The 14,530-nt window shown below is 60.9% G+C and carries 10 protein-coding genes; 2 read left to right on the top strand and 8 right to left on the bottom strand.

Features of this window, described 5'->3' with window-relative positions; genetic code table 11:
* The first annotated feature begins 1 nt into the window (after position 1).
* Positions 2 to 1,717 (top strand): N-acetylglucosamine-specific PTS transporter subunit IIBC, encoded by a 1,716-nt coding sequence (gene nagE, locus L6D81_RS05815; RefSeq protein ID WP_236178255.1) that lies wholly within the window; start codon positions 2 to 4, stop codon positions 1,715 to 1,717.
* Between the two features lie 699 nt (positions 1,718 to 2,416).
* Here nagE and L6D81_RS05810 read toward each other — a convergent pair.
* Positions 2,417 to 2,728 carry a YqfO family protein gene (locus tag L6D81_RS05810; RefSeq protein WP_236178254.1) on the bottom strand — a complete coding sequence of 104 codons (312 nt, stop codon included), beginning with the start codon at positions 2,726 to 2,728 and terminating at the stop codon, positions 2,417 to 2,419.
* Between the two features lie 5 nt (positions 2,729 to 2,733).
* Positions 2,734 to 6,630 carry a phosphoribosylformylglycinamidine synthase gene (gene purL / locus L6D81_RS05805; protein WP_236178253.1) on the bottom strand — a complete coding sequence of 1,299 codons (3,897 nt, stop codon included), beginning with the start codon at positions 6,628 to 6,630 and terminating at the stop codon, positions 2,734 to 2,736.
* Between the two features lie 285 nt (positions 6,631 to 6,915).
* Here purL and mltF point away from each other — a divergent pair, with 285 nt between their 5' ends.
* A complete protein-coding gene (mltF, locus tag L6D81_RS05800) occupies positions 6,916 to 8,376 on the top strand; it encodes a membrane-bound lytic murein transglycosylase MltF (protein WP_236178252.1) in 1,461 nt (486 codons plus the stop codon).
* Positions 8,377 to 8,429: 53 nt separating this feature from the next.
* Here the strand turns inward: mltF and pdxJ are convergent, their stop codons facing one another.
* The 6 genes from pdxJ to lepA all read right to left on the bottom strand — a co-directional run bounded on the left by pdxJ (position 8,430) and on the right by lepA (position 14,481).
* Positions 8,430 to 9,173: a pyridoxine 5'-phosphate synthase gene (pdxJ, locus tag L6D81_RS05795; RefSeq protein WP_064593587.1), complete on the bottom strand. Its 744-nt coding sequence runs from the start codon at positions 9,171 to 9,173 to the stop codon at positions 8,430 to 8,432.
* A 39-nt stretch (positions 9,174 to 9,212) separates the two neighbouring features.
* Positions 9,213 to 9,899: a DNA repair protein RecO gene (recO, locus tag L6D81_RS05790; protein WP_236178251.1), complete on the bottom strand. Its 687-nt coding sequence runs from the start codon at positions 9,897 to 9,899 to the stop codon at positions 9,213 to 9,215.
* A 154-nt stretch (positions 9,900 to 10,053) separates the two neighbouring features.
* The gene (gene era / locus L6D81_RS05785) at positions 10,054 to 10,956 is read right to left on the bottom strand and encodes a GTPase Era (protein ID WP_011332590.1); all 903 of its coding nucleotides are present in this window, start codon (positions 10,954 to 10,956) and stop codon (positions 10,054 to 10,056) included.
* Complete coding sequence (rnc, locus tag L6D81_RS05780) at positions 10,949 to 11,638, bottom strand: ribonuclease III (protein WP_011332589.1); 690 nt, start codon at positions 11,636 to 11,638, stop codon at positions 10,949 to 10,951. The genes era and rnc overlap by 8 nt, the downstream gene beginning before the upstream one ends.
* 182 nt (positions 11,639 to 11,820) lie before the next feature.
* Entirely contained in the window at positions 11,821 to 12,675 is an 855-nt protein-coding gene (gene lepB, locus L6D81_RS05775; RefSeq protein ID WP_064382430.1) for a signal peptidase I, read from the bottom strand.
* A 9-nt stretch (positions 12,676 to 12,684) separates the two neighbouring features.
* Positions 12,685 to 14,481 (bottom strand): translation elongation factor 4, encoded by a 1,797-nt coding sequence (gene lepA / locus L6D81_RS05770; protein WP_039769508.1) that lies wholly within the window; start codon positions 14,479 to 14,481, stop codon positions 12,685 to 12,687.
* Positions 14,482 to 14,530: the final 49 nt, after the last annotated feature.

The raw sequence follows: 14,530 nt of genomic DNA, 5'->3' as shown, positions 1-14,530 counted from the left end.
CATGTACCAACTCTTCATCGAAGGCCTGCAACGCCTCGGCCGCGCGCTGATGCTGCCGATCGCGATCCTGCCGATCGCCGGCCTGCTGCTGCGCCTGGGCGACACCGACCTGCTGAACATCGCGATCATCCATGACGCCGGTCAGGTGATCTTCGCCAACCTGGCGATGATCTTCGCCATCGGCATCGCGGTCGGTTTCGCCCGGGACAACAACGGCACCGCCGGCCTCGCCGGGGTGATCGGTTACCTGGTGATGATCTCCACACTGAAGGTGCTCGATGCCGGCATCAACATGGGCATGCTCGCCGGGATCGTCAGCGGCCTGATGGCCGGCGCGCTGTACAACCGCTTCAAGGACATCAAGCTGCCGGAGTACCTGGCGTTCTTCGGCGGCCGGCGCTTCGTCCCCATCGTCACCGGTTTCAGCGCGGTTGGCCTGGGCGTGCTGTTCGGCTACATCTGGCCGCCGATCCAGCACGGCATCAACAGCTTCGGCACCCTGCTGATGGAAAGCGGCAGCTTCGGTGCCTTCGTCTTTGGGGTGTTCAATCGCTTGTTGATCGTCACCGGCCTGCACCACATCCTCAACAACATGGCGTGGTTCGTGTTCGGCAACTTCACCGACCCGACCACCGGCGCACTGGTCACCGGTGACCTTTCACGCTACTTCGCCGGCGACCCGAAGGGCGGCCAGTTCATGACCGGCATGTTCCCGGTGATGATCTTCGGCCTCCCCGCCGCTTGCCTGGCGATGTACCGCAACGCCCTGCCGGAGCGGCGCAAAGTCATGGGCGGGATTTTCCTGTCGATGGCCCTGACCGCGTTCCTCACCGGCGTCACCGAACCTATCGAGTTCGCCTTCATGTTCCTCGCACCGCTGCTGTTCCTGCTGCATGCGCTGCTGACCGGCCTGTCGATGGCAATCACCAACGCCTTGAACATCCATCTGGGCTTCACCTTCTCCGGCGGTTTCATCGACATGGTGCTGGGCTGGGGACGCTCGACCAACGGCTGGCGGGTGGTGCCGGTGGGGCTGGTTTATGCGGTCATCTACTACGCGGTGTTCGATTTCTGCATCCGCCGCTTCAACCTGAAAACTCCGGGGCGCGAAGACGTGGCCGCTGCCGAGAGATCCGTGCTGACAGAAAACGAGCGCGCCGCTGCGTACATCAAAGCCTTGGGAGGTGCCGAGAATCTGGTCACCGTCGGCGCGTGCACCACGCGCCTGCGACTGGAAATGGTCGATCGCAACAAAGCCTCCGATGCCGATTTGAAAGCACTGGGTGCAATGGCCGTGGTACGTCCGGGCAAGGGCGGCAGTTTGCAGGTGGTCGTCGGGCCGATGGCCGACAGCATTGCCGACGAAATCCGCCTGGCGATGCCCGCATTGGGCCGAACCGTAGTGGCTGCTCCTGCCGACGTCGTCGAAACCAGCGAGCCCGTCACCGTCTCCACACCCCAGGCCCAGCAATGGCTGACCGCCCTGGGCGGCAGCGACAACGTCCTGCAACTCGACTGCATCGCCATGAGCCGGATTCGCCTGCAACTGGCCGATGGCAAAGCGCTGTCGGAAAGCCGATTGAAAGAACTTGGATGTCTGGGTGCGAGCGCGCTGGAAGACGGCGTATGGCACTTGCTGGTAGGTGAGCGAGCGCCGAGCTTGAGTGCGGCGCTGGAGGGGTTGGTCAATCGGAGTGAGGTGAGTGCAAAAGTCTGATGGTTGCCATCAAGTTTTGACTTGAAGCGATTACAAACGGGAAACCCGGCCTAGGCCGGGTTTCCTGTTCCATTTGAAGCAACCACCGCAGGACCGGAGCTTCCGAAGGGCAACCTGAAACCTAATGGGAAGATTCAGTAAATCCCACACATCTTTAAACATTCGAAAATGGAACGCGGAGCGTCCCGGGCTGCATTCCCACGCGGAGCGTGGGAACGATCAAGCAGCACGCAGTTGCCTTCTGCTTCTCGCTTTCTGCTTTCTGCTTTCTGCTTCTCGCTTTCCACCACTCAACACGATGAGCGTTAGCTCGAGTAAAGCTTTTGATCTTTTGGCCCCATCGGCAGGCTGAGTGGAGGGATTCATCCGGGGGTGGGAGCGCAGCGACCGTGCGGCGCAGCCGCATGCATCGAGAGGAGGTGCAGCGAAGCAAACCGTAGGCGATGCCCCCGGATGAATCCCGGAACGAAGGAACACCGAGCCACAGCGAGGTGCCGAACGCCGGGGCCCAGCGTTTTTGGTTACTTTTTTGGCGTTTGAAAAAAGTGACTCGCCGTAAGGGCGAAACCATAAGAAGCCGTTACCGCAGCAACGGATATTCACTCAATCCCAAACCCAAACCCAAACCCAAACCCAAAAAACCAAAAAACCCGCTGAAATCACTCTCAGCGGGCTTTCCATTTCAGCAGCCAAGGAAGATCAAAAATCCTCTAACCGCCACACTTCATAAGCCGGCGTCTCGTAGGGATGGCTCAACTTAAGAGCCGCCACTACCGCGCGAATCAACTCATCGCCAACCACAAGCTCAACCTTCCACTCCTCGACCCGCTCAACCCGCCCCGCCTCACCAATGAACGGCTGACTACCGTCCAAAGGCCGAAACTGACCAGATCCAAGCACCTGCCACGCACAGTGGTCATAGTCACCGATCCGCCCGCCACCGGCAGCGAATACAGCCTCCTTGACCACCTCGACATGGCTGTCGGGAACAAAAAACGCGAGCTTGTACACAGCGCTTAGTTCACCCACACACGAGCGTTACGGAACATACGCATCCAAGGCGCGTCTTCGTTCCAGTCTTCCGAACGCCAAGAGTTCTGCACGGCACGGAACACACGTTCCGGGTGCGGCATCATGATCGTTACACGACCGTCGCGGCTGGTGAGGCCGGTGATCCCGCGCGGCGAGCCGTTCGGGTTGGCCGGGTAGGCTTCGGTGACCTTGCCGTGGTTGTCGACGAAGCGCATTGCCACGCAACCGGACAGATCGGCTTCGAGCAGTGCCTCTTCGCTTTCGAATTCGGCATGGCCTTCACCGTGAGCGATGGCGATCGGCATGCGCGAACCGGCCATGCCCTGCAGGAAGATCGAGTTCGATTCCTGGATCTGCACCATCGCCACGCGCGCTTCGAACTGCTCGGAGCGGTTGCGCACGAAGTGCGGCCAGAATTCGCTGCCCGGGATCAACTCGTGCAGGTTGGACATCATCTGGCAACCGTTGCACACGCCGAGGGTGAAGCTGTCGTTACGCTCGAAGAAACCCTGGAACGCATCGCGGGCACGGCTGTTGAACAGCGCAGACTTGGCCCAGCCTTCACCGGCGCCGAGAACGTCGCCGTAGGAGAAACCACCGCAGGCCACCAGACCTTTGAACTCGTTCAAGTCGACACGGCCCGCCAGAATGTCGCTCATGTGCACATCGATCGCATTGAAACCGGCGCGGTCGAAGGCAGCCGCCATTTCCACCTGACCGTTGACGCCCTGCTCACGCAGTACAGCAACCTGAGGGCGGATGCCTTTCTTGATGTAAGGCGCAGCGATGTCCTGGTTGACCTCGTAGCTCAGCTTGACGCTCAGGCCTGGATTGTCTTCTTCCAGCAGCGCATCGAACTCTTGCTCGGCGCAGTCGGCGTTGTCGCGCAGACGCTGGATCTGGTAGCTGGTCTCGGCCCACTGACGTTGCAGCAGACGACGCTGGCCTTCGAACACGGTGTCACCGTTGAAGGTGATGTTGATCTGGCCATTGTTGATCGGCTGACCGATCACCGACACGCAGTCGCCCAGACCGGCAGCGCTGAACTGCGCGAGGATGTCCGGGGTGGCGTCCTGGCGAACCTGGATCACGGCCCCCAGTTCTTCGTTGAACAGGATCGCGGCGATTTCTGCCGAGGATTCAGCAACGCTGTCGAGGTTCAGGCTCAGGCCGCAGTGACCGGCGAAGGCCATTTCCACCACGGAGGTCAGCAGACCACCGTCGGAACGGTCGTGGTAAGCCAGCAGGTGGCCGTCGGCGTTGAGGCCCTGGATCACCGCGAAGAAGGCCTTCAGGTCCTCGGCGTCGTCGACGTCCGGCGCCTGCTTGCCGAGCTTGCCGTGAACCTGCGCGAGGATCGAGGCGCCCATGCGGTTCTGGCCGCGACCGAGGTCGATCAGGATCAGGTCGGTGGTGCCCTTGTCCATGCGCAGTTCCGGGGTCAGGGTCTGACGGATGTCAGCCACTGGCGCGAAACCGGTCACGATCAGGGACATCGGCGAGGTGACGGTCTTGTCTTCGCCGTTGTCGTTCCAGCGAGTGGCCATGGACATCGAGTCCTTGCCCACCGGAATGGTCAGGCCCAGCTCAGGGCACAGTTCCATGCCGACCGCTTTCACGGTGTCGTACAGACGCGCGTCTTCGCCCGGGTGGCCGGCAGCGGACATCCAGTTCGCCGACAACTTGATGTCGGAGAGCTTGTTGATGCGCGAAGCGGCAATGTTGGTGATGGTTTCGCCGATGGCCATGCGGCCCGACGCCGGAGCGTCCAGCAGCGCCAGCGGAGTGCGCTCGCCCATCGCCATCGCTTCACCGGTGTAGACGTCGAAGCTGGTGGCGGTGACGGCCACGTCGGCCACCGGAACCTGCCATGGACCGACCATCTGGTCACGGGCCACGAGGCCGGTGATGGTGCGGTCGCCGATGGTGATCAGGAAGCTTTTGCTCGCCACGGCCGGGTGGTGCAGAACGCGTTCGATGCTTTCGCCGATGTCGAGGTTCGACGGATCGAAGTCATCGCCCAGCTCGGCTTCGCGAACCACCGAACGGTGCATGCGCGGCGCCTTGCCCAGCAATACTTCCAGTGGCATGTCCACGGGGTTGTTGCCGAAGTGGCTGTCGGTCACGGTCAGTTGTGGTTCGGCAGTAGCTTCACCGACAACGGCAAACGGGCAACGCTCACGTTCGCAGATCGCTTTGAAGCGCTCGAAGTCGGCCGGGCCGACTGCCAGAACGTAACGTTCCTGGGATTCGTTGGACCAGATTTCGTGCGGGGCCATGCCCGGCTCGTCGTTTGGAATGTTGCGCAGTTCGAAACGGCCACCGCGGTCGCCGTCGTTGACCAGTTCCGGGAAGGCGTTGGACAGACCGCCCGCACCCACGTCGTGGATGAAGCTGATCGGGTTCTTGTCGCCCAGTTGCCAGCAACGGTCGATGACTTCCTGGCAGCGACGCTCCATTTCAGGGTTTTCACGCTGAACGGAAGCGAAGTCCAGATCCGCCGAGCTGGTACCGGTGGCCATGGAGGAAGCAGCGCCGCCACCCAGACCGATCAGCATCGCCGGGCCGCCGAGGACGATCAGCTTGGAGCCGACCACGATCTCGCCTTTCTTGACGTGCTCTTCACGGATGTTGCCCATGCCGCCAGCGAGCATGATCGGCTTGTGGTAACCGCGAACTTCGTCACCGTGCGGGGTAGTGATCGATTGTTCGAAGGTACGGAAGTAGCCGGTCAGGGCCGGACGACCGAATTCGTTGTTGAACGCGGCGCCGCCCAGCGGACCTTCGATCATGATGTCCAGCGCGTTGACGATGCGCTCAGGCTTGCCGTACGGCACTTCCCACGGCTGTTCGAAGCCCGGGATCTGCAGGTTCGACACGGTGAAACCGGTCAGGCCGGCTTTCGGCTTGGCGCCACGACCGGTTGCGCCTTCGTCGCGGATCTCGCCCCCGGAACCGGTGGACGCGCCCGGGAATGGAGCGATCGCGGTCGGGTGGTTGTGGGTTTCAACCTTCATCAGGATGTGCACCGGCTCCTGCACCGCGCCGTACTGGCGGGTTTCCGGATCCGGGAAGAAGCGGCCGGCGACGTTGCCGACGATCACCGAAGCGTTGTCCTTATAAGCGGACAGCACGCCTTCGCTGTGCATCTGATAGGTGTTCTTGATCATGCCGAACAGGCTTTTTTCCTGGCTCTCGCCGTCAATATCCCAACTGGCGTTGAAGATCTTGTGGCGGCAGTGCTCGGAGTTGGCCTGGGCGAACATCATCAGTTCGATGTCGTGCGGGTTGCGCTTGAGACCGTTGAAGGCGTTGACCAGGTAGTCGATCTCGTCTTCGGCCAGGGCCAGGCCCAGTTCGACGTTGGCCTTTTCCAGTGCGGCGCGACCACCGCCGAGGATGTCGATGGCGGTCAGCGGCTTCGGTTCGGCGTGGCTGAACAGACCGGCGGCCTGCTCGAGGTTGGCCAGAACGATCTGAGTCATGCGGTCATGCAGTACGTCTGCAATCTGCTGCGCTTCGGTTTCGCTGAACTGACCGGCCACGTAGAACGCGATGCCGCGCTCCAGGCGCTGGATCTTGCTCAGGCCGCAGTTGCGGGCGATGTCGCTGGCCTTGCTCGACCATGGCGAGATGGTGCCGAAACGCGGCAACACCAGGAACAGACGACCGGTCGGCTCTTGAACCGGAACGCTTGGACCGTACTTCAGAAGGCGCGCAAGCACCTGCTGTTCGTCGCCGGTCAGGACGCCGGTGACTTCGGCGAAGTGAGCGAATTCAGCATACAAGCCACTGACAGCCGGAACCTTCTGGCTCAGTTGCTCAAGGAGTTTGCTGTGGCGAAAGGCAGAAAGGGCAGGAGCGCCGCGCAGGATCAACATCTTCGGGACAGCCTCGGGAAGGGGTGTGCTTTGAGGCCGTGCATTCTAGCCTAAACCGCCCTCAACATCACCCGAAACGCTACGCACGGTTGCACCCGGATGTCGAGTGGTGTTCCTGCCTTGAGGGTCAATTTTATGAGGTGTTGGAAGGCGGGTTATTTTTTCTGTCACAAAATGCCTTTCGGGCCCGTTTCTGCGGGGTTTCGCGCGGTTTTGTGATGCCTAGCAGACAACCCCTCGGCTGTCGAGATATGGCGCCCGTTGTCCTTTGCGTATACTGCGCACATGTTTTCCCCAACGGCTTTGCGTCCGCGGTACGCCAAATGGCTGATCGCTACCGGACTCTTCCTGATGCTCAGTGGCTGTGTTGATAAACCCAACACACTCGAGCGCGTAAAGGAGGATGGCGTGCTGCGGGTGGTCACCCGAAACAGCCCCGCCACCTACTTTCAGGATCGCAGCGGTGAAACCGGCTTCGAATACGAGCTGGTGAAGCGCTTCGCCGACGATTTGGGGGTCGAGCTGAAGATCGAAACCGCCGACAACCTCGATGACCTGTTCAACCAGGTCGGCAAGCCGAACGGCCCGGTACTGGCGGCCGCCGGCCTGGTCAGCAGCGAACAGCGCAAGAAGCAGGTGCGTTTCTCCCGCTCCTACCTCGAAGTCACCCCACAGATCATCTATCGCAACGGCCAGTCACGCCCCACCGACGCCGGCGATCTGGTGGGCAAGAAGATCATGGTGCTCAAGGGCAGCACCCACGCCGAACAACTGGCGGAGCTGAAACAGAAATATCCTGGCATCCAGTACGAAGAGTCCGACGCCGTTGAAGTGGTCGACCTGCTGCGCATGGTTGACGAAGGCCAGATCGACCTGACGCTGGTCGATTCCAACGAAGTGGCGATGAACCAGGTGTACTTCACCAACATCCGCGTGGCCTTCGACCTCGGCGACGCCCGCAGCCAGAGCTGGGCGGTGGCCGCCGGCGAAGACAACAGCCTGCTCAACGAGATCAACAGTTATCTGGACAAGGTGCAGAAGAACGGCACTTTGCAACGCCTGAAGGACCGGTATTACGGTCACGTCGACGTCCTCGGCTACATGGGCGCCACCACCTTCGCCCAGCATTTGCAGCAACGGCTGCCCAAATACGAACAGCACTTCAAGACCTACGCCAAGAAAGAGAAAGTCGATTGGCGCCTGCTGGCGGCCATCGGTTATCAGGAATCGCTGTGGCAACCGACGGTTACCTCGAAGACCGGCGTGCGCGGGCTGATGATGCTGACCCAGAACACCGCCCAGGCCATGGGCGTGTCCAACCGCCTCGATCCGAAGCAGAGCATCATGGGCGGCGCCAAGTACCTGGCTTACATAAAGGATCAGCTCGACGAGTCGATCCAGGAGCCGGACCGCACCTGGTTCGCACTGGCGGCCTACAACGTCGGCAGCGGCCATCTGGATGACGCGCGCAAACTGGCGTCGAAGGAAGGTCTGAACCCGGACAAGTGGCTGGACGTGAAGAAAATGCTGCCGCGCCTGTCGCAGAAACAGTGGTACAGCAAGACTCGCTACGGCTACGCCCGGGGCGGCGAACCGGTGCACTTCGTGGCGAACATCCGTCGCTACTACGACATCCTGACGTGGGTGACCCAGCCGCAGCTTGAGGGCGATCAGGTGGCCGAAGGCAATCTGCATGTGCCGGGGATCGACAAATCGAAACCGACTCAAGAGCCCGCCCCGCTTTAACCCATCCCCAAAACAAATGTGGGAGCAAGTTTGCTCCCACAGGATGTTGAAACTTAGTGTTTGGCAGCCGCCAGAATCAACGCCTTCATCTCCGACACCGCCGACTTGAAGCCCACGAACAACGCATGCGCCACCAGCGCATGACCGATGTTCAACTCGTTGATGCCCTTGATCGCCGCCACCGCCTCGACGTTGTGATAATGCAGGCCATGGCCGGCATTGACGATCAGGCCCTGGGCCAGACCGAACGCCACGCCGTCCGCGACACGCTTGAGTTCTTCAGCCACTTCGGCAGGCGTTTCGGCATCGGCATAACGCCCTGTGTGCAGTTCGATGGCCGGTGCGCCGACGCGCTTCGACGCAGCGATCTGCCGCTCGTCGGCGTCGATGAACAGCGACACTTCACTGCCGATCTTCGACAGACGTTCGACCGCAGCCCGGATCCGCTCTTCCTGCCCCGCCACATCCAGACCGCCTTCGGTGGTCAGTTCCTGACGGGTCTCCGGTACCAGACAGATGTGCGCCGGACGAATACGCTCGGCGAACGCCATCATTTCTTCGGTGACGCCCATTTCGAAGTTCATGCGGGTCTGCAGCACATCCTTGAGCAGCAGCACGTCGCGTTCCTGAATGTGCCGACGGTCTTCGCGCAGGTGCACGGTGATGCCGTCGGCGCCCGCCTCTTCTGCGTCCAGCGCTGCCTTGACCGGATCCGGATAGCGCGTGCCACGGGCCTGACGCAGGGTGGCGACGTGGTCGATGTTCACGCCAAGAAGAATGCGATTGCTGGTGGTCACGGATGCGCTCCTGAATGGAAAGATTCGGCGCACAGCATATCAGGGCTTGCGAAACAGCTCGCGACTGACGAGCGGACGACCGCCCAGATGCACGGCCAAGGCTTGGCGCATCAAGCGCTTGGCGGCGGACAACGCGCCCGGTGCCGACCAGTCGGCTTCGGCCATGGCCAGCAGTTCGGTGCCGTTGAACAGACCGGGTTGCAGCAGGTAGACCCGTTCGAGCCCGGCCTCCACCTGCAAACGGTAGAGGCCATCCGCAGCGATGGGTTCGTCGTTGATGTCGGTGTTCAGGGAAAAACCGTAACCGAGATCATCGAGCAGCCGCCATTCGAAGGAGCGCAACAACGGCTCCAGTGGCCGCCCCTCGGCCAATGCCAGCAACGTGGCAGCGTAATGATCGAACACCGCAGGATGCGGGTCTTCGGCGGGCAACAGGCGAATCAGCAGCTCATTGAGATACAGGCCGCTGAACAGCGCCTCGCCGACCATCCACGTTGCGTTGCCGACACTTTCCATGCGCCCGACATTCTTCAACTCACCCTTGCCGCGAAACTCCACTTCCAGTGGCACGAATGGCCGCGCCAGCGTCCCGGCCTTGCCCCGCGCACTGCGCAACACTGCCCGCAGCCGACCTTGCGGCGTGAGGAAGTCCACCAGCGCGCTGGTTTCACGATAGGCGCGGGAGTGGAGGACGTAGGCGGGTTGGGCGGGAGGCGCTTGAGACATGGATTTCTCGTTGAGGGAACGCGGTTTACTCATCACCCAAAACCAATGTGGGAGCGAGCTTGCTCGCGAAAGCGGTGCAACAGTCAACATCAATGCTGAATGTTACATCGTCTTCGCGAGCAAGCTCGCTCCCACAATGGATCGATGTATTGCTTTACAGGTCGCCGTAACCCAGCGAACGCAGCGCACGCTCGTCGTCGGACCAGCCGCCCTTCACCTTGACCCACAGGTTGAGCATGATCTTGGAGTCGAACAGCAGCTCCATGTCCTTGCGCGCCTCGGTGCCGATGCGCTTGATGCGCTCGCCCTTGTCGCCAATGATGATTTTCTTCTGGCCGTCACGCTCGACGAGAATCAGCGCATGGATGTGCAGCGTCGCACCCTGCTGCTTGAACTCTTCGATTTCCACGGTGATCTGGTACGGCAGCTCGGCGCCGAGCTGGCGCATGATCTTCTCGCGCACCAGTTCGGCGGCGAGGAAACGGCTGCTGCGGTCGGTGATCTGGTCTTCCGGGAAGAAGTGATCGTTCTCCGGCAGATGGTCGGCGATGACCTTTTCCAGCGCGTCGAGGTTATGCCCCTGCTGCGCCGAAATCGGAATGATCTGCGCGTTCGGCAACTGTTCCTGTAACCACGACAGGTGCGGCATCAGCTCGGCCTTGTCCTCGATGCGGTCGGTCTTGTTCAGCGCGACGATCAGCGGGCCGGTCACGTACTGCACGCGCTCCAGGACCATCTGGTCTTCTTCAGTCCACTTGGTGCGGTCGACCACGAAGATCACCACGTCGACGTCTTTCAACGCCGCCGAAGCGGTCTTGTTCATGTAGCGGTTCAGGGCCTTTTCGCCCCCCTTGTGCATGCCGGGGGTGTCGACGTAGATCGCCTGCACATCGCCCTCGGTCTTGATCCCGAGCATGTTGTGGCGAGTGGTCTGCGGCTTGCGCGAGGTGATCGCCAGCTTCTGGCCGAGGATGTGGTTCAGCAGCGTGGACTTGCCCACGTTGGGACGGCCGACGATGGCAACATAGCCACAGCGCGTTGCGTTTGTATCAGTCATTGCCATTCTCCACACCCAGGGCAATCAGTGCTGCGGCGGCCGCTACCTGTTCGGCAATGCGACGGCTCACACCCTGACCCCGGCTTTTTTCATTCAATAGGACAACTTCGCACTCGACGAAGAAGGTACGGCAGTGCGGTTCGCCCTGGATATCCACCACTTCATAACGCGGCAATTCGCAGCCGCGCGATTGCAGGAATTCCTGCAGCCGGGTCTTCGGATCCTTGTTGGTGTCGACCAGCGTCAGGCCTTCGAACTCACCGGCCAGCCAGGCCAGTACACGTTCGCGGGCGACTTCCATGCCGGCGTCGAGGTAGATCGCACCGATCAGTGCTTCAAGGGCGTCGGCCAGAATCGACTCGCGACGGAAACCGCCGCTCTTCAACTCGCCGGACCCCAGACGCAGGTAATCGCCCAGATCGAAACCGCGGGCCAGCACCGCCAGCGTCTCACCTTTTACCAGCCGTGCGCGCAAACGCGACAACTGGCCTTCACGAGCCAGCGGGAAGCGGTCGAACAGGGCTTCGCCGGCAACAAAGTTGAGGATCGCATCGCCGAGGAATTCCAGACGCTCGTTGTTGCGTCCGGCAAAGCTGCGGTGCGTAAGGGCCAGGACCATCAGTTCCTGGTCCTTGAAGGTGTAACCGAGCTGACGCTCGAGACGGCTTAGAGAAACGCTCACGGTTTACCCACGCTGAGTTCGTGGCTGGATTCCACTGCCATCGCCGGGATACGGCGCAGGCCTGGGACAATTAACGCTGTGTTCAAAAATGACGTCCTGAATATCGTGGCTTCATGCCCCGGAGCCGGTTGTGCCGACGCCAGAAATGCATTCGGCGCTGTGGTCAACAGCGCCGTGTTTGTTTACTTGATCAGGCCGACCCGCGAGAAGTTCGGCAGGTGGCTGAGTTTCGGTTCCGGCCAGCTCATCCAGACCGCGAAGGCCTTGCCGACGATGTTCTGGTCGGGAACCATGCCCAGCAGATCCTTGGGAATGTTCGGATCATCCCAGTAGCGACTGTCGTTCGAGTTGTCGCGGTTGTCGCCCATCATGAAGTAGTGCCCGGCTGGCACGGTCCAGGTATGGTCCGGCGTGGCGCGGTAGCGGCTCATTTCCTTGCGGATCAGGTGCTCGGCGGCGCCGAGTTTTTCCTTGTAGAGCTCCGCGCTGCCCAGCGTGCCCGGCTCGGAGCCGACCAGTTGCTCGGCAATCGACTCGCCATTGACGAACAGACGCTTGTCGGCGGTGTACCGCACGGTGTCGCCCGGCAGGCCGACCACACGCTTGATGTAGTTGACGTTCGGGTCACTCGGGTAGCGGAACACCATCACATCGCCGCGCTGCGGGTCACCGACTTCGATGATCTTCTTGTCGATCACCGGCAAACGGATCCCGTAGGAAAACTTGTTCACCAGAATGAAGTCGCCGACGTCCAGGGTCGGTTTCATCGAGCCGGACGGAATCTGGAACGGTTCCACCAGGAACGAACGCAGCACCAGCACGATGAACAGCACCGGAAAGAACGACTTGCCGTACTCGACCAGCAGCGGTTCCTTGTTCAGCTTCTCGACCACCACCACGTCAGGCTGGCTGACGCTGCCCTGATAGGAGGCGATGGCGGCACGCCGACGCGGTGCCAGGATCAACAGATCGAGCAACGCCAACAGACCGCAGACAAACACGGCAATGACCAGCAACAGCGGGAAATTTAGTGACATAGGACCTGACTATTCCAACCTGAGCACGGCGAGGAAGGCTTCTTGCGGGATTTCCACGTTGCCGACCTGTTTCATGCGTTTCTTACCGGCCTTCTGCTTCTCAAGCAGTTTTTTCTTACGGCTGACGTCGCCGCCGTAGCACTTGGCCAATACGTTCTTTCTGAGTGCCTTGACGGTTGTCCGGGCGACGATCTGACCGCCAATGGCAGCCTGGATGGCCACGTCGAACATCTGACGAGGAATCAGTTCTTTCATCTTCTCGGTCAACTGGCGACCTTTGAAGTGCGAATTGTCACGGTGCACGATCAACGCCAGAGCGTCGACCTTGTCGCCGTTGATCAGCACGTCCAGTTTCACCAGATTAGCCGATTGGTAACGATCGAAATGGTAGTCCAGCGAAGCATAGCCGCGACTGGTGGATTTCAGACGATCGAAGAAGTCCAGGACCACTTCGTTCATCGGCAGGTCGTAGGTCACTTGCACCTGATTGCCGAGGAACAGCATGTCGACCTGCACACCGCGTTTTTCGATGCACAGGGTGATGACGTTGCCCAGGTGTTCCTGCGGTACCAGGATGTTGGCACGCACGATCGGCTCACGCATGTCTTCGATCGACGAGACGTCCGGCAGCTTCGACGGGTTGTCGACGTAAATCGTTTCACCGGTTTTCAGCACCAGTTCGAAGATCACCGTCGGCGCCGTGGTGATCAGGTCCAGGTCGTATTCGCGCTCCAGGCGCTCCTGAATGATCTCCATGTGCAGCATGCCGAGGAAGCCGCAACGGAAGCCGAAGCCCAGTGCGTCGGAGCTTTCCGGGGTGTATTGCAGCGACGAGTCGTTCAGGGTCAGTTTCTGCAGCGCTTCGCGGAAATCCTCGAAGTCGTCGGAGCTGACCGGGAACAGACCGGCGTAAACCTGCGGCTGGATGCGTTTGAAGCCTGGCAGCACCGGAACGTCCGGCGTGGAGCTCAGGGTCAGGGTGTCACCGACCGGTGCACCGTGAATGTCCTTGATGCTGGCGATGATGAAGCCCACTTCGCCGGCCTTCAGGTCAGCGGTGGCAGTGTGTTTCGGGTTGAACACACCCACGCTGTCGACCAGATGCACTTTGCCGGTGGACTTCACCAGGATCTTGTCGCCCTTCTTCACCCGGCCGTGACGCACACGCACCAGGGAGACAACGCCCAGGTAGTTGTCGAACCAGGAGTCGATGATCAACGCTTGCAGCGGATCTTCGATGTTGCCGGTCGGCGCAGGGATGGTGGCGACCAGACGCTCGAGCACTTCGTCGACACCCAGGCCGGTCTTGGCGCTGCAGGTGACGGCGTCGGTGGCGTCGATGCCGATGATCTTCTCGATCTCGTCCTTCACACGATCAGGCTCGGCCTGCGGCAGGTCGATCTTGTTCAGGACCGGCATGACCTCCAGGCCCTGCTCGATGGCGGTGTAGCAGTTGGCCACGGACTGGGCTTCAACGCCCTGCCCCGCATCGACCACCAGCAACGCACCTTCACAGGCCGCCAGGGAACGGCTGACTTCGTAGGTGAAGTCGACGTGGCCCGGGGTGTCAATGAAGTTCAGCTGGTAGGTGACGCCGTCTTTGGCCTTGTAATAGAGGGTGACGCTGTGGGCCTTGATGGTGATCCCGCGTTCGCGCTCAAGATCCATGGAATCCAGTACCTGGGCTTCCATTTCACGCTCGGCCAGGCCGCCGCACATCTGGATGAAACGGTCAGCCAGCGTCGACTTGCCATGGTCAATGTGGGCGATGATGGAGAAATTGCGGATATGACTCAAATCACTCACGGATCAACACTCAAAAAGGCTGCAGGCTTGGCCCGCCGAAAAATAGCCG

This window comes from Pseudomonas sputi (assembly GCF_021603585.1).
Taxonomy (GTDB): Bacteria; Pseudomonadota; Gammaproteobacteria; order Pseudomonadales; family Pseudomonadaceae; genus Aquipseudomonas; species Aquipseudomonas sputi.
Note: the sequence above shows the minus strand (reverse complement) of the source record. Positions and strands in the feature narration are given on the sequence as shown.